General features: G+C 59.6%; 34 protein-coding genes. 29 read left to right on the plus strand and 5 right to left on the minus strand.

Annotated features, from left to right (window positions below; all coding sequences use genetic code 11):
* Window positions 1-16: 16 nt before the first annotated feature.
* The 4 genes from QMX97_RS02170 to QMX97_RS02185 all read right to left on the minus strand — a co-directional run bounded on the left by QMX97_RS02170 (window position 17) and on the right by QMX97_RS02185 (window position 2,368).
* Complete coding sequence (locus QMX97_RS02170; protein ID WP_056861762.1) at window positions 17-934, minus strand: hypothetical protein; 918 nt, start codon at window positions 932-934, stop codon at window positions 17-19.
* Between the two features lie 93 nt (window positions 935-1,027).
* Complete coding sequence (locus tag QMX97_RS02175; RefSeq protein WP_282395764.1) at window positions 1,028-1,267, minus strand: hypothetical protein; 240 nt, start codon at window positions 1,265-1,267, stop codon at window positions 1,028-1,030.
* Window positions 1,268-1,464: 197 nt separating this feature from the next.
* Window positions 1,465-1,692 carry a hypothetical protein gene (locus QMX97_RS02180; RefSeq protein WP_282395765.1) on the minus strand — a complete coding sequence of 76 codons (228 nt, stop codon included), beginning with the start codon at window positions 1,690-1,692 and terminating at the stop codon, window positions 1,465-1,467.
* Between the two features lie 19 nt (window positions 1,693-1,711).
* Window positions 1,712-2,368, minus strand: coding sequence for an XRE family transcriptional regulator (locus QMX97_RS02185; protein ID WP_177015849.1), 657 nt, complete (start codon window positions 2,366-2,368; stop codon window positions 1,712-1,714).
* Window positions 2,369-2,477: 109 nt separating this feature from the next.
* Between QMX97_RS02185 and QMX97_RS02190 the strand changes: the two genes are divergently transcribed.
* The 12 genes from QMX97_RS02190 to QMX97_RS02245 all read left to right on the plus strand — a co-directional run bounded on the left by QMX97_RS02190 (window position 2,478) and on the right by QMX97_RS02245 (window position 9,167).
* Window positions 2,478-2,657, plus strand: coding sequence for a Cro/CI family transcriptional regulator (locus QMX97_RS02190; RefSeq protein WP_282395766.1), 180 nt, complete (start codon window positions 2,478-2,480; stop codon window positions 2,655-2,657).
* A 213-nt stretch (window positions 2,658-2,870) separates the two neighbouring features.
* Window positions 2,871-3,719, plus strand: coding sequence for a BRO family protein (locus QMX97_RS02195; protein ID WP_282395767.1), 849 nt, complete (start codon window positions 2,871-2,873; stop codon window positions 3,717-3,719).
* 1 nt (window position 3,720) lies between these two features.
* Window positions 3,721-4,698: a phage replication protein gene (locus QMX97_RS02200; protein WP_282395768.1), complete on the plus strand. Its 978-nt coding sequence runs from the start codon at window positions 3,721-3,723 to the stop codon at window positions 4,696-4,698.
* Window positions 4,685-5,482: a hypothetical protein gene (locus QMX97_RS02205; protein ID WP_282395769.1), complete on the plus strand. Its 798-nt coding sequence runs from the start codon at window positions 4,685-4,687 to the stop codon at window positions 5,480-5,482. The genes QMX97_RS02200 and QMX97_RS02205 overlap by 14 nt, the downstream gene beginning before the upstream one ends.
* Window positions 5,479-5,949: a hypothetical protein gene (locus QMX97_RS02210; protein WP_282395771.1), complete on the plus strand. Its 471-nt coding sequence runs from the start codon at window positions 5,479-5,481 to the stop codon at window positions 5,947-5,949. The genes QMX97_RS02205 and QMX97_RS02210 overlap by 4 nt, the downstream gene beginning before the upstream one ends.
* Window positions 5,946-6,524 carry a recombination protein NinG gene (locus QMX97_RS02215; RefSeq protein WP_282395772.1) on the plus strand — a complete coding sequence of 193 codons (579 nt, stop codon included), beginning with the start codon at window positions 5,946-5,948 and terminating at the stop codon, window positions 6,522-6,524. Before QMX97_RS02210 ends, QMX97_RS02215 begins: the two co-directional genes overlap by 4 nt.
* Window positions 6,521-7,066, plus strand: a complete 546-nt coding sequence (locus QMX97_RS02220; protein ID WP_282395773.1) for a hypothetical protein — start codon at window positions 6,521-6,523, stop codon at window positions 7,064-7,066. The genes QMX97_RS02215 and QMX97_RS02220 overlap by 4 nt, the downstream gene beginning before the upstream one ends.
* 134 nt (window positions 7,067-7,200) lie before the next feature.
* Window positions 7,201-7,395, plus strand: coding sequence for a Com family DNA-binding transcriptional regulator (locus QMX97_RS02225; RefSeq protein ID WP_282395774.1), 195 nt, complete (start codon window positions 7,201-7,203; stop codon window positions 7,393-7,395).
* Between the two features lie 5 nt (window positions 7,396-7,400).
* On the plus strand, window positions 7,401-7,913 hold the full coding sequence (locus tag QMX97_RS02230) for a hypothetical protein (RefSeq protein ID WP_282395775.1): 513 nt from the start codon (window positions 7,401-7,403) through the stop codon (window positions 7,911-7,913).
* Between the two features lie 202 nt (window positions 7,914-8,115).
* Entirely contained in the window at window positions 8,116-8,454 is a 339-nt protein-coding gene (locus QMX97_RS02235) for a hypothetical protein (protein ID WP_003218335.1), read from the plus strand.
* The gene (locus QMX97_RS02240) at window positions 8,451-8,795 is read left to right on the plus strand and encodes a hypothetical protein (protein ID WP_282395781.1); all 345 of its coding nucleotides are present in this window, start codon (window positions 8,451-8,453) and stop codon (window positions 8,793-8,795) included. Before QMX97_RS02235 ends, QMX97_RS02240 begins: the two co-directional genes overlap by 4 nt.
* A 162-nt stretch (window positions 8,796-8,957) precedes the next feature.
* Window positions 8,958-9,167 carry a hypothetical protein gene (locus tag QMX97_RS02245; protein WP_282395782.1) on the plus strand — a complete coding sequence of 70 codons (210 nt, stop codon included), beginning with the start codon at window positions 8,958-8,960 and terminating at the stop codon, window positions 9,165-9,167.
* Between the two features lie 35 nt (window positions 9,168-9,202).
* Here QMX97_RS02245 and QMX97_RS02250 read toward each other — a convergent pair whose 3' ends face one another.
* On the minus strand, window positions 9,203-9,394 hold the full coding sequence (locus QMX97_RS02250) for a hypothetical protein (RefSeq protein ID WP_282395783.1): 192 nt from the start codon (window positions 9,392-9,394) through the stop codon (window positions 9,203-9,205).
* Between the two features lie 71 nt (window positions 9,395-9,465).
* Between QMX97_RS02250 and QMX97_RS02255 the strand changes: the two genes are divergently transcribed.
* The 17 genes from QMX97_RS02255 to QMX97_RS02335 all read left to right on the plus strand — a co-directional run bounded on the left by QMX97_RS02255 (window position 9,466) and on the right by QMX97_RS02335 (window position 23,400).
* Window positions 9,466-10,065: a hypothetical protein gene (locus QMX97_RS02255; protein ID WP_069022855.1), complete on the plus strand. Its 600-nt coding sequence runs from the start codon at window positions 9,466-9,468 to the stop codon at window positions 10,063-10,065.
* Window position 10,066: 1 nt separating this feature from the next.
* Complete coding sequence (locus tag QMX97_RS02260; protein WP_282395785.1) at window positions 10,067-11,557, plus strand: terminase; 1,491 nt, start codon at window positions 10,067-10,069, stop codon at window positions 11,555-11,557.
* Window positions 11,557-13,017, plus strand: a complete 1,461-nt coding sequence (locus QMX97_RS02265) for a DUF4055 domain-containing protein (RefSeq protein ID WP_282395786.1) — start codon at window positions 11,557-11,559, stop codon at window positions 13,015-13,017. Before QMX97_RS02260 ends, QMX97_RS02265 begins: the two co-directional genes overlap by 1 nt.
* Complete coding sequence (locus QMX97_RS02270; protein WP_282395787.1) at window positions 12,935-14,047, plus strand: minor capsid protein; 1,113 nt, start codon at window positions 12,935-12,937, stop codon at window positions 14,045-14,047. The genes QMX97_RS02265 and QMX97_RS02270 overlap by 83 nt, the downstream gene beginning before the upstream one ends.
* Before the next feature lie 8 nt (window positions 14,048-14,055).
* A complete protein-coding gene (locus QMX97_RS02275; RefSeq protein WP_282395788.1) occupies window positions 14,056-14,541 on the plus strand; it encodes a DnaT-like ssDNA-binding protein in 486 nt (161 codons plus the stop codon).
* A gap of 83 nt (window positions 14,542-14,624) precedes the next feature.
* Entirely contained in the window at window positions 14,625-15,398 is a 774-nt protein-coding gene (locus QMX97_RS02280; RefSeq protein WP_183703379.1) for a hypothetical protein, read from the plus strand.
* Window positions 15,399-15,401: 3 nt separating this feature from the next.
* Window positions 15,402-16,379 carry a major capsid protein gene (locus tag QMX97_RS02285; RefSeq protein WP_282395790.1) on the plus strand — a complete coding sequence of 326 codons (978 nt, stop codon included), beginning with the start codon at window positions 15,402-15,404 and terminating at the stop codon, window positions 16,377-16,379.
* Window positions 16,380-16,435: 56 nt separating this feature from the next.
* Window positions 16,436-16,741, plus strand: a complete 306-nt coding sequence (locus QMX97_RS02290; RefSeq protein WP_078048341.1) for a HeH/LEM domain-containing protein — start codon at window positions 16,436-16,438, stop codon at window positions 16,739-16,741.
* 10 nt (window positions 16,742-16,751) lie between these two features.
* Complete coding sequence (locus QMX97_RS02295; RefSeq protein WP_282395793.1) at window positions 16,752-17,129, plus strand: hypothetical protein; 378 nt, start codon at window positions 16,752-16,754, stop codon at window positions 17,127-17,129.
* Window positions 17,130-17,131: 2 nt separating this feature from the next.
* A complete protein-coding gene (locus QMX97_RS02300) occupies window positions 17,132-17,524 on the plus strand; it encodes a hypothetical protein (RefSeq protein WP_282395794.1) in 393 nt (130 codons plus the stop codon).
* Between the two features lies 1 nt (window position 17,525).
* Complete coding sequence (locus QMX97_RS02305; protein ID WP_282395795.1) at window positions 17,526-18,110, plus strand: hypothetical protein; 585 nt, start codon at window positions 17,526-17,528, stop codon at window positions 18,108-18,110.
* On the plus strand, window positions 18,107-18,523 hold the full coding sequence (locus QMX97_RS02310) for a phage tail terminator-like protein (RefSeq protein ID WP_282395796.1): 417 nt from the start codon (window positions 18,107-18,109) through the stop codon (window positions 18,521-18,523). Before QMX97_RS02305 ends, QMX97_RS02310 begins: the two co-directional genes overlap by 4 nt.
* A 73-nt stretch (window positions 18,524-18,596) precedes the next feature.
* Window positions 18,597-19,253, plus strand: a complete 657-nt coding sequence (locus tag QMX97_RS02315; RefSeq protein ID WP_282395797.1) for a phage tail protein — start codon at window positions 18,597-18,599, stop codon at window positions 19,251-19,253.
* A 3-nt stretch (window positions 19,254-19,256) separates the two neighbouring features.
* Entirely contained in the window at window positions 19,257-19,637 is a 381-nt protein-coding gene (locus QMX97_RS02320; protein ID WP_282395798.1) for a phage tail assembly chaperone, read from the plus strand.
* Window positions 19,638-19,654: 17 nt separating this feature from the next.
* Window positions 19,655-19,957 (plus strand): DUF1799 domain-containing protein, encoded by a 303-nt coding sequence (locus tag QMX97_RS02325; protein WP_012724063.1) that lies wholly within the window; start codon window positions 19,655-19,657, stop codon window positions 19,955-19,957.
* 27 nt (window positions 19,958-19,984) lie between these two features.
* Window positions 19,985-23,062, plus strand: coding sequence for a phage tail tape measure protein (locus QMX97_RS02330; RefSeq protein ID WP_282395802.1), 3,078 nt, complete (start codon window positions 19,985-19,987; stop codon window positions 23,060-23,062).
* Window positions 23,062-23,400 (plus strand): phage tail protein, encoded by a 339-nt coding sequence (locus QMX97_RS02335; protein WP_282395803.1) that lies wholly within the window; start codon window positions 23,062-23,064, stop codon window positions 23,398-23,400. The genes QMX97_RS02330 and QMX97_RS02335 overlap by 1 nt, the downstream gene beginning before the upstream one ends.
* Window positions 23,401-23,408 lie beyond the last annotated feature (8 nt).

The raw sequence follows: 23,408 nt of genomic DNA on the forward strand, positions 1-23,408 counted from the left end.
CTGGGCCGGGCTTGATTCAATCGGGGTGTTGAATTGGAAGCTTTAGCTGAGTGCCAGAGCGGCGATGGTCAAGTACTTCCAAAACTTGGTGCTCGGCCTTCAACTGATCGCCCACAAGGGTTTTAATTTCCTTTAGGCGAACCCTTAAGATATCTCCCTTGCCAAATCGCAGATCGCCACTCTCAATCATCGAAAGGAAACTTGGATCAACAATTGACGCGTAGAACGTGGACGCGCCATCGTGGAATCTCCATTTATTTTCGTCGCGAAAGGCGATGTTCACCAACTGAAGGCTGGCCACTCGCTCACTCTCATCAAGTCGCTCCTCTTCCTGCTCGGGAGCGATGAAGTTTTCGGCTTCCGTTTCTGATGCCGCTACGAAATCGCCATCAGGCTCGCGAACGGCGAAGTAATCAACTCCCGGCCGCTGGAGCGGTTTGTGCACTACGTCTTGGAAAGCCTTGCGTAGCTTCCAATTTCGGAACAGCGCTAACACCTTTTCCTCGGTGTCGAAATGCTCCTGATCGCAGAAAACCCTGACAACGCCATCGCTAAGGATTTCAACTTTTGTGATATCTCGATTGCGAACCCACTTGATGAGCTGAAAAACACCCCTCGTTGTTAGGCTCGTAAAGCCGAGCAGGGCGATCAGATTCGCCGCTGCGGTAACCGGGCTACCGGCAAAAAGATCCTGGGCTTGCTGAATCAGACTCTGCGTTACGCCAAGATCAATTCCAAAACTGCCAGTTTTAAATGATCCTTTGACGCTGACGGAGAGCTTGGTTCGGCCATCGTTGAGCGTGGCGTTTGCCTCTTCGAAAAGCTCCCCGAGAGCCAGAAGGGCGGGCGCAAGATCACGCACCTCCATCTCGTGCGATTGAAGCGCGGGCCCGTCATAAACGACTTGTAGCGATGCTTTGCTCATGTCTTCCATTGTTGCTTCCGTGCGTGATTCTGTCTATTTAAGCCTATGGCTGCCCGTCCGAAAGCGAGAGGCTACAGCATCCCTCCGCGCCAAACTATGCGCCTATTCAGGCTTGCTTCGATTTATCTGCCCCTCCTTCACCTCATCCGCATACCCCGCCATCAGATCCTCGACAGCCTGAAACCTGGTCGCGATCTTGATCAGCTCTTGGGCGTCATCCTCATGCCCGGCCTCGGATAGCTTCACGGCAGCCTGCATCAGATCAACGCCTGACCACTTGAGCAGGGCCGCAGCCTCTTTCAGGTCGCGGCGCAGCTGCTGGTTGGGCTCTTTCAGTGGCATGCATCATCTCCGATATGTCGCGGGCACTCGCGCAAATGTAACTGGTACTCGCGATACTCTTGCTCGGTCATCGGCATATTTCCCTGAGGAATGGGGTCGTTCTCGTGAGAGCTACAACCGACAAGCAGCGAGAGTGCGAGAAACATCAACGCTCTTTCCATAACCATCCTTAGTGTGAAAAACGGCAGTTGTCGCGGTTAGTCGAGCTTTCCTCGCACAATCCTTCCCGCTTTTACCTCCCGCGCATATCCCGCCAGCGTGTCAATATCCTCATAATGGGATCCAACGAGCCTCATCAGTGCAATGGCATCCTCGTCGCAGAGTCGACTCGCAAGCCTGCCCAGGTCGATGCAGTGCTGCTCGAGGTTATAAGCAATCGACTTGAAATCGCGGCGCAGTTGCTGGTTGGGCTTGGTGAGGGGCATGGGTGCCTCCTGAGTAGCATCAGTAAAACTTCTGCAGCGCCTGCACCACCACTCCCACGATCCGGCAGTTCTCGTCGACTGCCTCGATGGGGTAGCTCGGATTCAGCGGCTTCAGGAACAGCCGACCTCCGTCGCTGACCAGCTTCTTGAATGTGGCCTCATTGCTGTCTGGCAGCTTGGCCACGACCAGCTTACCTGGTGCAACTTCAGCCTCTGTGTCCACCAAGATCAGAGTGCCCTCGGTGATGCTCTGGCCGGCGGGTGCGGTCATCGAGTCACCTTTAACTGTCAGCCAGAACGCCGGGCCTTTGGAGTCGTACTCCGAAAACTCGTAGGTGTCCGAGATTCCGGCCGGGTAGGGCTCCACTGCTTCCGCCCAGGCGCCGGCGGCAACCCAGCTCACAACCGGGTAGCGGAATGATTTGGTGGGCTGGGCGGCGGGGGAGATATTTGATTCGGTAGCCTCCCGCTCATTGCCCTCGCCAATGGCTAGCCACTCAGCCCGAAAGCCAGTCGCTTTCGCCAGGGCGTAAAGGTTCTCCGGCCTGAGGCTTTTGCTCTCGCCGGTGATCCACTGAGTGACGGCCGAATTTGCAACGCCGCAAAGCGATGCAATTTCCCCTTTCTTTTTACCGCTGACCTGTATGGCGCGGGCGATACGTTCGTGTCTTTCCATGGACTCAATATTAAGTTAACTGAATTTAAGCATGCAGTAGGTGCAAATCACCGTTGATGCCCTAACTTAAGCATGCTTAAATTGCGGCAGGCTCGAACGAGGATGCGCAATGAATACGCATGAAGTCGCCGAATTCTTCGGCAGCAAGACGAAGCTGGCACTCGCTTTGGGCATCCGCCCAAGCGCCGTGACCATGTGGGGGGAAACGATCCCCGAATCCCGGCAGTACCAGATCCACGTCCTTTCCAAGGGTAAGTTCAAGGCGACAAAGAAAGACCAAGCCGCCTGACAGGCAAACCCTTCTGCCCATGTAGCCAGTATCGGCCCAGCCGGTTTGTGAAGTAAGAAACCTGAGGTCGCTGGTGTTTTATCCAGTGGGTTTCGAGAGAGGCGATGCGGGGAGTAGGGCGAGGTGGTTGGCGCTTCGGCGCCGAATTACAGGCAATAAAAAAGCCGACGGTCGAGGTCGGCTTCTTCGATAAAACTTAGCGAGGTCGATTATATGCAAACGCCGCCACATATCAATAGCACTACCAATCTCGCGCCACGTTTTTCGCAATCTGAAAACGTGGCGCGCAATTCAGCAGTAATTCCGTTCGACTTCGACGGCGCCGCAATCCGGGTCATCACCGACAAGCTCGGCGATCCGTGGTTTGTCGCGCGCGATGTCGCTGACGCACTGGGCTACTCGAAGCCAGAGAACGCTGTGTCCCGTCACTGCAAGGCTGCGACCACTACCCCGAAACAGGGTGGTGGTTTCATGACGATCATCCCGGAGCGGGACTTGTACCGGCTGGTGATGAAGTCCAAGCTGCCGGCCGCTGAGAGGTTCGAAGAGTGGGTGGTTGGCCAGGTCCTGCCGAGCATCCGCAAGACCGGCAACTTTTCTGCCCAAGGCCCGAACAACTCCAAAATCGTCGGCGAGTTGGCCATCCTGGAATGCTTTGACCGCCTGTTGAAGCCTGCCAACTCCAGCAAGATGCTGATGCTGGCCAAGATCGCCGCCAACAACGGCCTGGACGCCAAGTTCCTCCCAAGCTACGCCGTTGATGCCGCCCCGGACGCTGCTGGCGGCTCTTCGATGCCTACCAAGGCAATCACCGCCCTGATCAAAGATCACGCCATCGCCAGCACCCCCCGCGCCTTCAACCTTTCACTGGAGGCCCACGGCTTCCTCAAGGTTCTTCAGCGCAAAAACTCCAAACAGGAAATGGTCGACTTCTGGTCCGTGACCGAGAAGGGCATGGCCTACGGCAAGAACCTCACCAGCCCTCAATGCCCCCGCGAGACGCAGCCTCACTGGTACGTGGATCGCTTCCTTGAATTGGCCGCTAAGGTCGGGAAGGCCTGACATGCAGTACACCGTCACGATTAACCAGGTGAAGGCGCTGGAGTGGGGGCTGAATTCTCAGCAGGCCCTGCTGTTCGCTTTCGTCTACGGCTGCCCGAGCTGGGCCAAGCCAATCAAGACTGATGACGGGATCTTCTTCGCGCTGAGCAAGGCCAAGATCACTGAGGAGCTTCCGCTACTCACTGACAAGCCGGACACCGCTTATCGCATGCTGAAGGCCCTGGAAGAGGCCGGTTTGATTGAGCTTTCCAGCACTTCGAACATCACGCTTTTTCGCCTCACAGAGAAAGCGATCGAGTGGAACCAGAAGCTCGACGGGTCGGAAAAATATCCGACCCCACCAAACAACAAGGGTCGGAAAAAAATCCGATCTACCTCGGATAAATCTCCGAGCAAGGTTGGAAAAAAATCCGAGCAAGGGTCGGATAAATCTCCGACAAATCAGGATACCAATCATCAGGGTACCAATCAGGACACCAGTCAGGACTTGCAGGACGCCACCGGCAAGCCGGCTCAGTCCCGCGGCTTGGTGCTGGTGGTTGATCGCACCGATACCCCACGGGTCGAGATCCCCGCCGACATGCCGGGCCCCAAAGACCAGACCTGCAAAACCTTCAAGGTCTGGGCGAACTACGCCATGGCTTACCGCAAACGCTACAGCGCCTGGCCGGTGTGGAACGCCAAGGTCGGCGGCCAGCTCGGCCAACTGGTCGACCGCCTCGGCGCCGATGTCGCCCATCACGTCGCTGCCCACTTCCTGAAAACCAGCGATGCCGCTGTGCTGCGCAAGTGCCACAGCCTCAACGAGCTGCTGGCCAACGCCGAGAGCTATCACACCCAGTGGGTGACCGGGCAGCGAGTCAACGGCACAACCGCCCGCCAAATGGAGCGGACAGAAGCGAACCACTCCGCAGCGGAGCAGGCCGCCCAGATAGTTTTGGCCAAACGGCAAGCAGGTGACCGCAATGAATACCTTTGAAATGAATGACCAGCAGGTTGCCGGGCTGGCCGCCGCCATCTGCGCCACCGCCGAGGCCATGGGCCAGGAAATGAACCCAGGCACTGCCGCAATGATGGCCGAAGATCTTTGCGCCTACCCGGTGCCCGTCGTCAAAGCCGCGTTGAAGGCCTGCCGCTTCGAGGTGAAGGGCAAGCTGGCGATGGCCGACATCCTGCAACGCGTCCAGTCCTCCGACGGGCGCCCGGGCAAGGACGAGGCTTGGGCCATCGCCATGACCACCAACGACGAATTTGAAACAGTGGTGCTGACCGACGAGATCCAGCTGGCCCTGGCTGCTGCGAAGCCCATCTTGGATGGCGGCGACAAAATCGGTGCGCGCATGGCGTTCATCGATGCCTACCAGCGTTTCGTAGGCCAGGCCCGGGAGGATGCGAAACCGGTCAACTGGCACGTGTCCGTCGGCTTTGACGCAAACCGTCGCGTGCAGGCTGTGACCAAGGCAATGGAGCTGAAGAGAATCCCGCGCGAACACGCCCAGAAGTACCTGACGGACCTGAGCGTCGAGCCGATCACTGAGGACGGTCGCGCCATCGCCGGCTTGCTCACTGGCACCGTCACACGGCCAGAGCCCTTGCTTCGCCAAAAACTGGAGGTCGTGAAGAGTTCGATGCTGGAAATGCGGAAAGCCAGCGAAGAGCGAAAGGATGAGATCCGGATTGCAGCGGCCAATGAGTTGGCTGATCGCCGGGCCCTGCTGATCAAGCAGGCGCAGGAACTGGAAGAGAAGAGGGCGGCGCAATGACCGACAAGATCAGCGTCAACTGTCAGGCCAAGCTCACCGAGGCCATCACATGCTTGACCACCATGTACCGGGACAAAAAGTTTGTGGTGGTCTCCCTGCGCCCGGGCAAGGACCGCACCCTCGACCAGAACCGGCTGTGGTTCGGGATGTACAAGCGAATCGCCGAAATGACGCAGATCGGCGATGCGGCGGACGCTCGACGCTACTGCAAGCTGCACTTTGGCGTGCAGATATTGTTGAACGAGGACGCAGGGTTCCAGGCCGAGTGGTACCGGGTCATGCGCCATCTGCCCTATGAAACGAAGCTGGCCATGATGGGGGAGTGTCATTTGTTCGGCCCTGATGGCTTCCCGGTGACCAGCCTGTTCAATCGCGCTCAAGGCATCAATTACACCGACCGCATCGTCGCCTATTTCACAGGCCAAGGTGTGGTTTTCACTGATCTACTCAGCAAGGAGGCTGCATGATCGCCAAGCAACCCAAGCCTAAAAAGTGCAAGAACCCGGCATGCGGCATCAGCTTCCCGCCGCAGCGCCTAGGCCAAGCCGTATGTAGCCCGAAGTGCGGCCTGGCCATCAAGGACGTGAACCAGGCGAAGGCGCGCAAGTCGCTGGCCGATATCGGCCGCAAGGAGCTGCGCGCGGCAAAGGTGAAGATCAAGTCGCGCGCCCAGCACATGAAAGAGGCGCAGGCCGCCTTCAATGCCTGGATTCGCGAGCGGGATATCGGCCTGCCGTGCGTAAGTTGCGGCCGGCACCACAACGGCCAATGGCACGCCGGGCACTACCGCACTGTCGGTGGCAACCCAGAGCTTCGCTTCGAACCGCTGAATGTGTGGCGCCAGTGTGCACCGTGCAACAACCACAAGTCGGGCGACATCGTGAATTACCGGTTGGAGCTGGTGAAACGCATCGGCGCCGACAAAGTGGATTGGCTGGAAGGGCCTCATGAGCCCCAGTGCTACACCATCGAGCAGTTGCAGGCCATCAAGGCCGAATACCGGGCAAAGACCAGAGAGCTGAAAAAAGGGGAAGCCGCATGACCTATCGCAACGTTGTTTCAGCAGTAGTTCGAGCCCTTGCGGCCGAGACCATCAGTTCCGCCGGCGGTTGCGACTTCGAGCCGAAGGTGCAGTGCGCCAAGCAGAAGGGGGAGATCGTCGGTAAGGAGGCTGCGTTTCTCCAGGACTGCTGGGTGTTCGGTCGGCTGCACAAGGCGCTCAGCCCTGCGCACTGGCGGGCACTGGTGGCGAAGTACTCGACGCACCAGGAGCGGAAGCACGGCGCCATTCTGGAGCTGACGCGGTCCGTACGATCACCGGCGCCTGGGCGGTTCCTGCATTGCGCAGTAGTGACGTGGGCGCTACCAAAATTACCCGGCGTGGATGGCAAGCGATCCACCAACGTGTTGCCGGCTGGCTGGTACGAGATGGACAACTGGTCTGACGAACCGCATCCGATCAAGACCCAGGAGCGGTGGCGACGCGAGATACGCAAGACACTAGAGCGGGAGGTGGACGAGGCTTTGGTGTCTGCCCAAGAGCTTCTGGACGCAGAGGGACTCATTGAGACAAAAGCTGCTTGACTACGATTGCGCCATTGAGCCATTATCAACCCATCCTGTCATTCCTACGTGTTTAGGATTGGATAGAAAGCCCGGCCAAAGTGTCGGGCTTTTTTATGGGCGCGATTTAGGGCGCGCAAATTTGCAAAAGGAATTTGCAGATGTTGAAAGAATTCAGATGCGGTAACTGCAAAAGACTTCTCGCCCGTATGGGTGGGTGTACAGAGCTCCAGATCAAATGTTCCCGATGCGGGACGTTGAATCATGTGAAGGCCACGAGCCTCGAGCAATCGCCTTTGAGCGACATGAAAGCGGAATCCTCCGTTAACAATCATTCGATTCAAAGGTGAATTATATGGCTCTTAAATTTCAGATTTTTCCGTTCACTCAAAACGGAAGCTCTGTCCTTCCTCCTCGTAACTTCATGCTCCCAGGTCAGTACCTGGAGTCTCCAAATAAGCAGTACAAGCTGATTTTTGAGGCTGATGCCAACCTTGTGCTCTACAACAATGGAGTGAGGGAGTGGGTTTCGGATAATTCCGTGCCTTACACATACGTGGATTCCAATCCGAACAAGAACCTGGTCAGCTGTTTCTACATGCATAGCTCAGGGGTCCTGATGGATCATGTGCATAACAGAATGTGGATCGCCACTACCAGCTGGATTCCGGTGCCAGACCAGGCGGGAGCACCGCTACGTGCATTCTTGCAGCTGCAAGACGATGGCAATATTGTAATCGTAGATGGGGTTCCTACCTGGGCACGATTTGGCTTCACGCCAACTGCTGCTCCTCGGCCACGCGTGATTTACCCTGATCATGGCACCGGTCCTCTGCCGACATTCAAAGAGTGGACTTGGCCGATCTAAGGGGCCTCAGCGGGTAGCAAGCAAGTTTCTTCGGAATAATGCTGCCCGCACGACTCATCTGCGCGGTACAGGCCGCGCACCTACTTCAGGCCTCGCCAATGTGCGAGGCTCTTTCGTTTTCGGCCCCGCCACACCCTTCGCACTGAGCAGGGAGTGCCGTCGGGGCTGACCTATTTCAAACATGCCCCACGGAGTCGAGCGCATGGAGTATCTACAGCGCCTGCTCGACAAGATCGACAGGTTCGAATTGCTGATTGCGGGCCTTGTAGGGGCGGTGATTGCTAGCTGGTGGCATAAGGACGACTTGAACGACTGGCGTGCCTGGATGATCTTCCTCATCACCGGCATGGCCTGCTCGATCTACCTGACGAGCATGGTCAGCACCTACCTGGGCGTGACCGAGCCGAAGATCGTCGCCGGTATCGGCTTCCTGCTGGGTGCCTTCGGCGGCTCGCTCTTGGCGGCCATCAATCGAGCCATTAAATCCGCTGACCTCTGGGCGCTTATTCGCCAGCGGTTCGGGGGAGGCAATCCACCATGAATCTTGAACTGATCAACTCCATCGCCTGCGGCCTAATCGCGCTGTGGGCAGCCTGGTGCGTACTGAGCGGGAAGGTGAGGGACGGCATTCTCGGCAAGCTGATCTACTCGGCCATCTCCATCAGCGGCTTCGTCGTCATGGCGCGCAGCCAGAACATCTTCTTCGGCCCGACCAGTGCCGGACTGACGCTGCATGTTGCCCTGGCCTTGGCCGGCGCCCGGCACATCTTCATGGTCACGTACTGGCAGCGGGTTAAGGTCTGGCTGTGCCGGACGCTGAACTGCGAGCACTGCCTGCACTGTGATAATGCACCTGGTGGTGTCGACCGCCGGGGTAAGTAATCCGCGCCACGTTTTCGAATGCGTCAAATCGTGGCGCGGAATGCGCCGAGGGCATCGCCATGGCTTCGAATACCAACTCCTCCAAGACTGTCACCCTGTTGGGCGGGATCGCGCTTGTGATCATCGTCCTCGCAGTGGCGGCCTTCAGCTTCGTGTGACGCCATGAAAGTAATCGTAACCAAGCTCTTGGGATCGGCTGAGGTCGAGTTCCTGCGTGAGGGTGTGGTCGTTCATCGCGAGCGGTTCACCGGCAAAGTCACCTCCGAGCACCGCCGCACCATTGCGTTAAATGAGTCGTTCGACGACCACCGCTGCCGGTTTGTGACGGCCATGCCTGCCGACCGGGCATTCCAGTACGAGGTTGCTGAGTAGGTGTGCCGCAGGTGAGTGCGGCACGGGTGCCGGACTTACCGGCCATTTCTTCGGTCGCACTCTTCCTGGGCTTCTTTACGGATTAAGAATGCGTCGGAAAGCCGTTTGTTCTCTTCTCTATCGAGAATCACGAAACCTCTGGCCTTTGAGTGGTTCTGACCAGCATCCGCCGCATGCTTGCCTCCATCAAACGGCCTTGCGTTCACTACGATAAATCGATCTGACATTTCACTTGCTCCCTAAGTCAGACTCTTAGGTTTAGTGCTGTTTTTCACATAGTTCAAGTGCAAGGATTCCCATGACAACCAAGCAACCCGACTGGGAGGCAATCGAACGTGCCTACCGGGCCGGTTCGCTTTCCATCAGGACTATCGCAGAGCGCCAAGGCGTGAGCGACACTGCAATCAGGAAGAAAGCCAAGGTCCAAGGATGGGCGAGAGACCTTTCTGACCAGGTGCGCAAAGAGGTTCGCAGCAAGCTGGTTCGCGGAGAGGTTCGCAACGACCAAGGCGCGAACTGCGAACTTGATGCCGAGATCATCGAAGAGGCCGCAGAGGAAGGCGCTCGGGTGGTTCGCAGCCACCGTAGAGACATTCGCAAAGCCACGAACCTTGCGAACCTGCTGATGGATGATCTGCTCAATACCATCCAGCGCCGCGAAGAGATCGAAGACGCGATCATCGACGAGACTGACGAGGACAATAACGGCATGCGCCGGGCCTCGATGCTCGCTGCTGTCGCATTACCCAGCAATTCCAAAACCTTGTTTCAGCTTTCCTCTGCAATGAAGAACCTGCAGGTTCTGGAGCGTCAGGCATTCAGCCTGGACGAGAAGGAGAAGACGGACGACGCCGACGAGATCTCGAAGATGATGGACGAACTATCACAGGACGCCTGATATGAAACCCGAGCACATGAAGCTGCTTCGGGATCGGTTCTGGCGACTGAATAATCTCTACTTCATCACCGACAAGCAGGGAAAGAAGGTTCGCTTCCGCATGACGCAGGAGCAGATCGATTACTTCCAGGGGATGCATACCCGGAACATCATCCTGAAAGCTCGCCAGCTTGGCTTTACGACGCTGGTGTGCATCGTACAGTTGGACGCTGCGCTGTTTGAGGCTGCCAAGTGTGCTTTGATCGCTCACACACTGAACGACGCGAAGCGCCTGTTTCGGGAGAAGGTCAAGTACGCCTACGACAACCTGCCGAAAGAGCTGCGCGCTGCCAACCCGGCGAGGAATGACGCCGCCGGCGAACTGGTATTCAGCAAGGGCGGTTCGCTTTACGTCTCCACCTCCTTCCGGGGCGGCACGCTGCGTTACCTGCACGTATCCGAGTTCGGGAAGATCTGCGCTAAGTTCCCGCACAAGGCGCGGGAGATTGTCACCGGTGCTTTCGAGGCAGTGGCCGCTGATTGTTTCGTCACCATTGAGTCGACGGCAGAAGGCCGGGCCGGATACTTCTTTGATTACAGCCAGTCAGCAGAGCGGCAGCAGCTTTCGGGCGTGCCGCTGGGCCTGCTCGACTGGAAGTTCTTTTTCTTCAGCTGGTGGAACAACAAGGCCTACAGCCTTGACTCGAAAGACGTGGTGCTGCCCCAGCGCCTGACCGACTACTTCAGCGAACTACACGCCAAGCACGGGATCGTCACAGACGACGGCCAGCGAGCGTGGTACGCAGCCAAGGAGAAGACGCTCGGCGACGACATGAAGCGGGAATACCCGTCACTGCCGGCCGAAGCCTTTCAGCAGTCGATCGAGGGGGCCTACTACGCCAAGCAGTTCACCAAACTGTACAGCGCCCAGAGGATCGGCCCGCTGCCGGACAACAGTCATCTGCCGGTGCACACGATATGGGATATCGGCGTCGGCGACTCCACGGCGATCTGGTTCGTTCGGATCGTCGGCGAGGAATACCACATCATCGACTTCTACGAGAACAGCGGTGAAGGCCTGCGGCACTACATGAAGGTCCTCAAGGATCGCAAGTACACGTACGGCGATCACTGGGGGCCGCACGACATCGATAACCGCGAATTCGGCAGCGACGGCAAGACTCGGCGAGAACTGGCCCGGGAGGGCTACGAGATCGACGGGCAAAAATACAGCCTCAAGTTCAGCGTTGTTCCAAAGCTCGGCATCGACGAAGGCATTGAGCAGGTTCGGGAGATCCTTCCTGCCTGTGCCTTCGATGAGTCCAAGTGCGAACTGGGTATTTCCTGCCTGGAGAACTACCGAAAGGAGTGGGACGACAAGCGGGGCTGCTGGAAAGACAAACCACTTCACGACTGGTCATCGCACGGCGCGGACGCCTTCCGCTACTTCGCCGTCTCGATGGGCCGACGCAAACGCACAGGCGGAACACGCCGAATTGGAGGCTTGGCCTGATGCCAGTGCAATCGACAAACCCCGACTACGACGCGCACATCGCGGAGTGGGAAATGATGGACGACGCGCTCGAGGGCGAGTGCGCCGTGAAGCGCAACGAGCGCAATCTGCCCAAGCCGAGCGGCATGGTTGAGGCTGAAAAGATCGACGGCGCCGGCAACAAGTACCTCTACGAGAACTACACGAACCGGGCTCAGTACGAGCATTGGGTACGCGACTCTTTGCGTTCGATGATGGGCCTGGTCTCGCGGCTGATTCCGGAGATCGAGTTGCCCGGCGGCCTGAAGGCGCTGGAAGACAACGCAACTGCCGATGGCTTCGGCCTGAAGCAACTCTTTTTCCGCATGGTGCGCCAGGCGATCTCCCACGGCCGGGTGCCGCTGGTGGTGAACATTGACGAGAGCGGCGAGCCGTACTTCTCGACGTACGCCACCCGCAACGCCATCAACTGGGACACTGCTGATCAAGGCGGCCGGCAGGACCTGGTCCTCTCGGTGTTCCGCGAGTTCCGCAAGAAGGGCGGCGATCGCTACAGCCATGACTGCGACACGGTGTTTCGTGAGTTCTTTATGCTGGGCGATGTTTGCTACACCGCAGTGCGGAATGAAGGCGGTGAGCTGGTCGAGGACGAGAGGTCGCTGGGTACAACAGGTACGGACAACCGCCTGGTCAAAGGCCTGCCATACCTGCCCGTGATCTACTGCGGCTCGACCGACAATTCTCCAGATGTCGATGAGGTGCCGCTGCTGACCATGGCGCGGGCCGCGCTGAAGTCCTACCAGTTGAGCGCTGACTACTTCACGTCGCTGCATCAGACCAGCCACCCGCAGCCGTGGGTCTCTGGCCTGGATGAGGCGGTGGAGTTGAGCGTTACCGGCCCATCGGCGGCATGGGATCTTGGGCCTTCCGGTTCCTGCGGCTACCTGGAGTTCCAGGGCGCCGGCATCGAAGCCGTGCGCAAGGCCATGGATGACCAGAAGAACGCCGCGCTTGAGGCGGGCGCCAAGGTCATGGACGTCGGCGGTACCGAGTCGGGCGAGGCGCGGAAGACGCGCCAGAACGATCAGCACGCCACGCTGCACAGCATCGTCATTACCGTGGCCGAGGCGGTGGAGCAGGGGCTGCGTTACGCCGCCGAGTGGAAGGGATACGACCCTAAGCAGGTCAAGTTCAAGGTGAACCCTGAGTTCGTGACCCCGGTGGTCGACGCCCAGGTGCTCGCCGAGCTGCTGAAAGGCGTGATGGCCGGCACGATCAGCGCCGACACCTACTGGCAGTACCTCACCACCGGCAAGTTGCCGGACCGCCCATATGACGAAGAGGCCGACCTGATCAGCGATGAGCGCGAGTCGGCCGGCATCAACCTGGACAACGACGATGCCATCGACAAGCCTGGCGCAGGCGGACAGCCAACTGCTGGAGCAGACGACCCGCCACTCGGTAATGCTGGAACGGCTTAAGGCCGGCGAGGTCAAGAAGTTCGAGAAGTACCTGCGCCAGATCGACAAGCTGGTACGGGAGCAACTCACCCGCAAGGAGCTGACCACCTACAGCCGGGACCGCCTTGAGCAGTTCCTGGCCCGGGTGGACGGCAAGCTGCTGGAGATCTACAAGGCCTACGGTGACCTGGTGCAGGCTGATCTGGTCGACATCGCGCTTTACGAGTCGAGTTTTGAGGCCAAAAGCCTCAGCAATGCGCTCTCCATCGACGCGGTGGTGCCGACCAACACGGTGATCCGTGCGGCGGTGTTCTCCTATCCGCTGCAGGTGAAAGGTATCGACGGTGGCAAGCTGCTGAAGAGCTTCGTCAGTGGCTGGACGCGGACCGAGACAATGCGTGTGACGAACACGATCCGGCTCGGCTTCGGCCAGGGCCAGACCAATGCTCAGATCATCCAGGCGATTCGCGGCACCGCGGCGCAGAACTTCACTGACGGCGTCCTGGCGGTGAGCAACCGCAATGCTGCCGCCGTGGTGCAGACGGCAATCCAGCACGTGGCTACCACGGCGCGAATGGAGACGCTGAAGGCCAACAGTGACGTGGTTCTGGGCTACCGCTGGGTGTCGACGCTCGACCGCAAGACCTCTCAGCAGTGCAAGGGCCTGGATGGGATGCGTTTCGACCTGGGTAAAGGCCCGCTGCCGCCGGCGCATATCAACTGCCGATCAACTACGGTGCCCACCACCAGGCTTTCGGAGATGTTCGCCAAGGACTCCACGCGCGCCTCGGTGGGCGATAATGGCGGGGCCCAGGTCGACGCTGGCCTGAATTATTACGAGTGGCTGGCAACGCAGCCGGCGAGCTTCCAGGATCATGCCCTCGGGCCGGTCCGGGGTAAGTTGTTCCGTGATGGTGGCCTGACGCCGGAGAAGTTTGCCAAGCTGCAGCTCGACAAGTCGTTCAAGCCGCTGACCCTGGCGCAGCTGAAGGATGCAGAGCCTGACATGTTCATCCGAGCAGGCGTTACACTCGGCGCTCAACCAAGTTGAGATAGCACATGCAGATCATTGTTGAGGACGGGAACGGCAGGCCAGACGCAAATAGCTTCGTGCCGCTGGAGAAGCTGACCTTCTACCGCGACTACTACGGGTTCCGGATACCTGAAACTGAGGCTGAGCAGGTCGAATTGCTGCTGCGCGCTGCGGCCGACATCAACGGTCGCCAGTGGAAAGGGCGCAAGGCCAAGCCTGAACAGGCAATGGCCTGGCCTCGGCGTGACTGCAAGATCGAATACCAAACGCTTTCCGAGACATTCGTGCCCTTTGAGCTGGAATGGGGCCAAGTACGGCTGGCGGTCGAGTTATACGCCGCCGAGCAGGGCTTCCAGCTCGAAGAGCCAACTCACTGCACTGAACCAAACGGCCGGCGCACACGGTTGAACCGCGATACGCCCGGATTGCGCATGCGCCCGCCACCATATGCCCCGAGCAGGACGCAGTTCGCTGATTACCTGGTCATGCGCGGGCTTTCGATAGTCCGATAAACCACATAATTCACACCAAGCCGCCCAATGGGCGGTTTTTTTATGCCCGTCAGGCGGGCCAACCAAGTCCCCAGGGGATACCCATGCCATTTGAATTTGACCCGGCCGCCGCTGGCCTCACCCTCGACGCAACTCAGACCGCAGCCCTTCAGGAGGCGCTAGGCGGAAAGGTTCAGGAGTATCTGGACAAGGAAGTAACCGGCCTCAAGTCCAAGAACCAGGAGTTGCTGGGCTCAAACCGGACCATCAAAACCGAACTGGACAAGCTGAAGGGGCAGTTCGAAGGCCTGGACATCGAAGCGGTTAAGGGGCTGCTTGCGAAGGTTGGCCAGGACGAAGAAACCAAGCTCATCGCTGAAGGCAAGCTGGACGAGGTGATCACTCGCCGCACCGAGCGCCTGCGCAGCGACTACGACACCAAGCTGAGCGCCGAGAAGACCCGCGCCGACAAGGCCGAGCAATTCGCCGCCAAGTACAGCGACAAGGTGCTGGCCGATTCCATCCGCGCTGCTGCCATCAAGGCCGGCGCGCTCCCTGAGGCTGCCGAGGACATCATCCTGCGCGCCCGGGGCACTTTCAAACTCAGTGAAGATGGCGAAGCGATCGCCACCGACCGTGACGGCGAGGTCGTTTACGGGAAGGACGGGAAGACCCCGCTGTCGCCGCTCGAATGGGCGGAATCTCTGCGTGAAACAGCAACACACCTGTGGCCAAGGGCTCAGGGTGCCGGGCAGACCGGCGACAACGGTGGCAAGGCCACGAAAAAGTGGGGTGAGTACACGGAAACCGAACGCGCTGCGATCGCCCGTGACAACCCTGAGCTCTTCAAGAAAATCCAGGCCACCAAAGGAACCTAATCCATGGCAACTACCCAACTGACCGACATCTTCGTCGGTGACTACTACGCCTCGCTGGCGCCGGTTAACAGCCCGGAAAAGACCGCTGTTTATGAGTCGGGCATCGTGACTCGCTCCCCTGTGCTGGACGCGATTGCCTCCGACAGCCAGGGTACCGCCGAGATCAGCTACTGGCAGGATCTGAACGCTGATGAAGACCCGAACATCAGCAACGACGACCCTAACGACCAGGGCGAAGTCGGCAAGGTCACCCAGGACAGCATGCGTGCCCGCGTCCTGTACCTCAACAAAGGTTACGGCGTAACCGACCTGACCGCCGAACTGGCAAACACCGAGCCTCAGCAGCAGATCCGCAACCGCTTCGGCACCTACTGGACCAGGCAGTGGCAGCGTTACACCCTGGGCGCGGCTCGCGGCATCATCGCCTCGAACATCGCGAACAACGGCGGTGACATGGTCATCGACGCGGGCGCAACCATCAGTGCGAACGCCTTCCAGGACGCTGCGTTCACCGCCGGTGATGCGGCCGACCAGTTCGGAGCGATCGGCGTGCACTCGGTGGTGATGAACCAGATGGTCAAGCAGGACCTCATCGAGTACCTGCGTGACTCTGACGGCAAGATCATCCTGGCCACCTACCTCGGCAAGCCAGTGTTCATGGACGATGCCCTGGTGTATGGCGCGGGCAAGTACCTGTCCGTGTTCTTCGGCCAAGGCGCTTTCGGCTACGGCGAGGGTACGCCGAAGGTGCCGGTAGAGCTGGAGCGCAAGCCTGGCGGCGGTAACGGTGGCGGTGCCGAAGTGTTGTGGGAGCGGAAGACCTACATCCTCCAGCCTGCCGGCTTCAGCTGGAAGGGTTCCGATGCTCAGAACCTCAGCCCAACCGCCACTCAGTACGCCGCGGCTGCGAACTGGCAGCGTGTCTTCAACCGCAAGCAGGTTCCCTTCGCTGCTGTCATCAGCGGTACCACCACGCCGTAATCCGGCCCACACAACCTGGCGTCTATATGGACGCCGGGATGCTTTTGAGGTGACTCATGAAAGTGATCTACACGGACAAGCCGGGCAAAGAGCGCGGCGTGTGCTACCGCCTGCTGAGCGAATTCTTCGGTGTCATCGGCTCTGCTACCGAGGTGGTCGTTGATGGCGATGCACCTGATATCTTCGATGCCTACCAGGCGGCAGGCATCAAGGTCTCCGACGGCAAGGAGCAGGAAGCCCCGGAAACCGACCCTCTGAAAATGAAGGTCCCCGAACTGAAAGAGTGGCTGACCGCCAAAGGCATTGCCTTCGACGCGACCGCCAAGAAAGAAGACCTGCAGGCCTTGGTGCCGGCGGAATAAGGACAAGCACATGACCGACTTCATCACCGTTGCCGATGTTGACGCTCAGCTCGGTCCTGACTGGGCCGGCACCGGTGATCCGGTCCTTGCTGTGGCCATGGCCAATGCCTGGCTCACAGCCAAGATTAAGCGGGCTGTTCCAGATCCGGTCCCGGCCGAGATCAAAACAGCCGGCGCCCAGGTTGCCAAAGAGGCGGCAGCGGGCAGGCTGTACACCGCCACGCAGAAGGAAGTGCAGAGCAAAACAGTCTCGGCTCAATCCGGCACGTCGGTGAGCAAGACCTACGTGGCGGGCTCTACCGATCAGTCGGCGGGCGTCAACTTCGCCCTGGCCCTGCTGGAGCCGTGGATCAAGCGCTCCGGCGTGATGATGCTGAAAAGGATCTGATCATGGGCATGCGCGAAGATATCCAGGCAGAAATGGCCGAAGCGTTCGACGATCCTGATGGCCTCGCCGACGCAGTCAAACCGCTCACAGGCTTGCGCAAGGTGGCGGGTGAGTATGACCCCGACCTAGGTGGCGAAACGCCTGAGACCACCGTGAAGTACTCGGGCCGCGGCGTTCTTGGCAGCTACTTGTCCAAAGAAATCGACGGCTCCCTCATCCAGACCAGCGACAAGAAGCTGCTGGTACTGCAAAACGAGCTGTTCGTGTCGGAGGCCGGCGTTCCGACGGCGGTACCGGCTGCCCCAGCCATTGGCGATATCGTCAACGGGCTGCGGGTGATGAACGTGTCCGCCGACCCGGCTGATGCAACTTGGACCGCGCAACTGAGGAAATGACATGGCGACCCAGTCCGGCAGCTTCGCCCTGAGCCTGGCCGAGTTCGCCGCCCAGACCAGCGAAGCGATCGACGCCAGCGTGCGCGAGATCATCATCGAGGTGGGCAGCAGCCTGATTCGCATGTCCCCCGTGGGTAACCCGGAGATCTGGGCGCAGAACGCAGAGGCGACGCAGTACAACAAGGCCGTCGACGATCACAACAGCGCGCTGCGCAGTGATCCGGCCAACCTCACGAAGGGTGGCAGGCTGAAGAAGGGCCGTAAGCTCAACGACGGCATGGACGTAAAAGCGCCCGAGGCCTACGTCGGTGGCCGGTTCCGCGCGAACTGGCACATCTCTCTGGGCGTTGTCGAGAGTGTCACCTTCGACGATGTAGACCCGAGCGGTGCCGAAACCACTGCCGCACTGGTGGCTGCAATGAGCGACTTCACTGCCGGCCAGATGGCCTACATCATCAACAACTTGCCCTATGCCATCCCGCTGGAGTTCGGCCATTCCACCCAGGCCCCCGGCGGCATGGTCCGGGTCACTGTGGCTCGCTTCCAGCAGATCGTGCTAGAGGCCATCAGGAACAACCAGGTATGAGTCACGCAATCATCGCCTCGATCTATGAGGCCAAGCTGATCGCCTGGAATGCTGCCAGGTCGGAGAAGCTTAAGATCGTTTTCGAGAACACGGCGTACACGCCGGCGGCGGGCGAGACCTACATGCGAGCCTTCACTATCCCGGGCGACACGGCGAGCAACACGCTCGGCGGTGATCACCGTCTGTTCACCGGAGTGTTCCAGGTGAGCATCATTGCGCCGGCCGGCACCGGCAAGGCCAAGACGAATCCTATCGCAGCAGAACTGACCAACCTGTTCCCTCTGTACGCGCGGGACACGAAGGGCGCGGTGACCGTGGTGACAATGTCGCCAGATGACCAAGGGCCTGGCATCACAGGAGATTCCACCTACACCGTGCCGGTCTCGTTCTTGTACCGAGCCGACACGAACTGATCCCGCCCATTGGGCAAACCCAGAGACCCGCCACTGAGCGGGTTTTTTCACATCTGCAAAGAGGAAATACCCCATGGGCTACAAACTCCCGAACGGCGGCACCTTCCAGCACGCCGCAACTTACGCGACCGCACTGGCGTTCACTGCCATCAGCAACGCTGCCGAAGCGGTGGTTACCGTTGTAGGTGGCACCATCGCTGCCGGCGATATTGTTCTGCTGACGTCTGGCTGGAGCAAGCTGGATAGCAAGGTGGTGCGTGTGAAGGCAGCCACGGCAACGGCGATTACCCTGGAAGGCATCGACACTACCGACACGCAGGTCTATCCGGTCGCGGGCGGCTCCGGCACGATGCGCAAGGTGCTGACCTGGGTGCAGATCCCGCAAATCTCCGACGTGGCCTTCTCCGGAGGCGAACAGAACTATCTGGATGTGGTGTTCCTCGAGGATGACCAGGGCAAGCAGATCCCCACCGACAAATCGGCGGCAAGCATGGTGCTCACCATCGCCGACGATCCGGCCCAGGCGTTCAATAGCGTTTTGCTGAAGGCTGACGCCGGCAAGCAGATCGAAGCCGCGCGCTTGAACCTGCCAGGCAACGACACTCTGCTGTACGGCACCTACACGTCGTTCTCCAAACAGCCAGCGGTGTCCCGTAACAACCTGCTGACCCGCACCGTCAGCTTGGCGTTGCAGGCCGAGCCGACCCGCTACCTGACTGCGGTGGTTTAACCCATGGCTAAGATCCGTATTGCGCAGAACGCTACGTTCGATGCGCCGGTGCTGATTCCGATCGTCGGCAGCGCACCCGAGAAGGTCGAGTTCACCTTCAAGTACCGGGATCGCGCCGAGCTTGCCGCTCTTTTCGATGAATGGAACGAAAAGCGGAAGAAGGCACAGGCCGCATTGGGCGATAAGCCGTCATGGTCGGAAATTGTGGCTGTGGATACCGAGCAGCAGACTCAGCAGATCAAGGACCTGGTAGTCGGCTGGGGCTTTGACGACGAATACAACGACGACAACATCGTCGCATTCGTGAAGTCCTGCCAGGGTGCCGCCGAGGCTGTCGTTAAGGCTCATGAGGGCGCATATAGCCAGGCCCGCCTGGGAAACTGACCGACGCCGCCCGCGCCATGTACTCGCCAAGCGTGCCCGACGCGATTATCGGCATGTTCGGCCTTGCCCCTGGTGATCTAGTTGAGGAAGTGGAGGTCTGGCCATGCAACTGGCCGGCCTTCCTCCTTTTCAACCGCATGTCCACCCAGTGGCGAGCAGGCGCCGGCGGCGCGATCGGTCTCGACTACAGCTGCATACGCGACGTGGCCGGTTTCCTCGGCATCAAGAAAAAGAAACTCGCTGAAATCTTCCCTGACCTTCAGGTGCTGGAAGGCGAAGCCCTGCGCGTTATGGCGGAGGAAAGGGAAAACAGCCCGTGACCACGGGCACTTATTCAAGGTGAGTCGATGAACATTGCAGAACTCGGCGTCAAGATCGACTCGGCCGATGCAATCCAGGCGAAAACGAGCCTGGATGAGATGGCGAAGGCCGGCGGCCGGGCCGAACAGTCCGCCGTTTCGCTGATGAACGAAATGCAGGCGCTGGAGAAATCGCTTTCCAGCAGCGCCAAGACTACACAGGACCTGGCAAAGCAGCGTGACGCGCTGGCGAAGCTGACCAAGACCGGTGCCTATGGCGAGGCCGAGGCCGCGAAGATCTCGGCGCAGCTCGATAAGCAGCAAATCGCCCTGGCCAAGTCTGCGATGGATGAGCAGAAAGCGCTGAACAGCCTGCTGGGGGCGATTGACCCGGCCCGCGCGGCGCTGGCCAAGCTGGACACACAGGTCGAGCAACTGGGCAAACACCTGGATGCCGGCCGCATCAGCCAGGACCAATACAACACTGCCCTGGGTAAGATCGACAAGGACTACGCCAAACTCGAAAAGACCACCACCGGTTTCGACAAACTTCGCCTCGGCACCCGCCAGGCGCAGGAAAACGTAGTGCAGTTGGGCAATGCTCTCTCCTCGGGCGACTGGGGTAGCGGTGTGCGTGCGGTTGCTCAACTGGGTGCCGGCGCTGGAGCAGGCGCCGCCGGGTTGCTCGCAATCCTGGGGCCGATGGCGGTTGCAACGGCTGCTGTTGGCGGCCTCGCATATGCCTACTACAAGGGCAGCGAGGAGCAGGACAACTACAACAAATCGCTGATCTTGACCGGAAATTACGCAGGTACAAGCGCTGGCCAGCTCGCCGATGTAGCGCGTCAGGTCAGTGCAACCGTGGGTACCACTGGCGCGGCTGCCTCGGCTCTGGCCCAATTGGCTGGATCAGGCAAGATCGCGAGCGGCAGCTTCCAGGAGATCACCGAAGCAGCACTGGAGATGGAGAAGGCGACCGGAAAGTCAGTCGATTCAACCATCGCCGAGTTTGTGAAGATCGCAGACGACCCGGTAGCTGCCGCCAAGTCGCTGAACGACCAATACCACTTCCTGACAGCTTCGGTTTACTCGCAGATCGTTGCGCTGAAGGAGCAGGGCGACACGATCGGCGCTACCAAGCTGCTGACCGACACCTACGCAGACACGATCAAAGACCGATCTAGCCAGATCATCCAGAACCTAAGTCTGTGGGAGCGGGCGTGGAAAGGTGTCGGCGACGAGACCAAAAAGACTTTGGACGCGCTGAGTGATATCGGCCGTGCAGAGAGCGCTCAAAAGCAGATCACTGATCTGACTCAGAAGCTCGCTTATCTGAAATCGACGGTGGGCACTGGTTTCGAGGACGGCGACGCCAAGCAGCGCATCGCGGACATTGAGCAGGAGCTGACATTCCGCAAGCAGCAACTGGATACCGAACGGGCGATTGGATCTGCTCATCAGCTTGAGGGTGAGACTCAGAAGGCAGGTCTTGAGGCGGCAATTCGCCTGAAAGCTCAGAACGACGCAAATCTCACGCCTCTAGAGAAGCGCAACAAGCTGCAGAAGGAGTACCTGCGCGACGTTGAGGCGCTGCGGAAAGCCAACCCGAACGACGAGAACGTCACCCCTGCGGCTGTCGCCAAAGGCCTGGCCAACATCGCCGAGAAGAACAAGGACCCGAAAGCAGCTGGCACGCAAGTCGACTTGACCGGCTTCAACAACGCCAAGAACGACCTGGCGGCGATCACCGACACCTATAAAAACTACCAGAAGGAACTGGAAGCGGCGCAGAAGGCTGGCCTGCTGTCTGAGGAAGACTATCTGCTACGGCGCCAGGCGCTGATCGGCAACCAACTCGACCAAACGACAGCGGCCTACGAGGCCGAGATTGCTGCGCTGGAGGCCGCGAAGGGCAAGAAGAGTACGTCGGCCGCGCAAAGCATCCAGCTGGACCAGAAAATCGCTGACGCGCGCGCAGGCATGGTCAAGGCGCAGAAGGATGCCGATAGCCAGCTGGAGGTTCTGGCGACCAACGAGACCGGCCGCCTAGCCAAGCAGGAGAGGGCGATCAGCACTTACGTGCAGGCGCTGGGGCAGCAACAGCGGGCCTTGGAACTGGCCGGCCAGCGCGCAGTTATCGGCGTAGGGCAGGGAGATCGTCAGAACGCGCTCAGCGGCGAGCTGAACAGCCAGCAAGACCGGTTTGCTCAGCAGTCGTTGGAGTTGGCCAACCAGAAGTCCGATCCGTCCCGAAACATGTCGGAGGAAGAGTTCAAGCGCAAGTCGCAGGCGCTCGCAGACGCGAACAAGGCCGCCACCGACCAGATCCGGCAGAACTATGCGGATGTGGAGAATGCCCAGGGCGATTGGACGAGGGGCGCAACGGCAGCCTGGGATAACTACCTGGATTCGGCGCGCAACATCGCCGGGCAAACCAAAAGCCTGTTCGGCAACGCCTTCAGTTCCATGGAGGATTCCATCGTCAACTTTGCCGTGACCGGTAAGGCGTCGTTCTCGGACTTCGCCAAATCGATCCTGGCCGACATGGCGCGCATCGCGACCCGCCAAGCCAGCTCCGCGTTGCTGGGCAGTCTCGTGGGCGCGGCGGCAAGCTACCTCGGAGGTAGTGCTGCTGGCGGCGGCAATGGACTGGCTGCCGGGTCTGCTGGCGCCACATCGTCAAACCTCGGCGCCTCTTCGGCCGGCTACTCCAACACTTACTTTCCGCAAGCCAACGGTGGCGCATGGTCGGGTGGCGTGCAGCTGTTTGCCGATGGCGGCGCATTCACGAACTCCATCGTCAGCAAACCCACGGCGTTTGGCATGGCCAACGGCAAGACCGGCGTCATGGGTGAAGCTGGTGAGGAGGCGATCATGCCGCTGACCCGGACGTCGAGCGGCAAGCTTGGGGTTATGGCAATGGGCGGCGGCGGGGCTGGCGGAACGCAGATCAATGTCGAGGTACATATTGACGGCGACGGAAACGCATCGTCAACCGCTGACGCGCCTGGCTATGACCTCTTCGGCAAGGAGCTGGCGACGTTCGTTGAGCAGAAGTATCAGGAGCTGCGGAGTAGGGACATGCGCCAGGGTGGCGTGATCAACAACGCAATCAAGGGGCGATGATGGCTATCGAACGATTCACCTGGGCGACAGAGAAGGGCGCTGAGGGCGATATTGCCCAGCGCGTCCGCTCCAAGCAGTTCGGCGATGGATACGAACAGTCGGTAGAGGACGGCCTCAACAACCGGTCGCAATCCTGGCCGGTGACCTTCACCGGTTTGAAGGAGCGCATCAAGGACATCATGGCGTTCCTGGACCGGCACAAAGGGGCGAAGGGCTTCCTCTGGGAGCCGCCCCTCGGTGAGCTGGGGCTCTATAAGTGCAACGGTTACAAGCCAGTCCACCGCGGCGGCCAGGTTTACGCCATCACCGCTACTTTCCAGCAAACCTTTCATCCCTGAGATTACCG

The sequence above is a fragment of the Pseudomonas sp. PS01298 genome (assembly GCF_029959745.1).
In the GTDB taxonomy this organism is placed as follows: domain Bacteria; phylum Pseudomonadota; class Gammaproteobacteria; order Pseudomonadales; family Pseudomonadaceae; genus Aquipseudomonas; species Aquipseudomonas aylmerensis.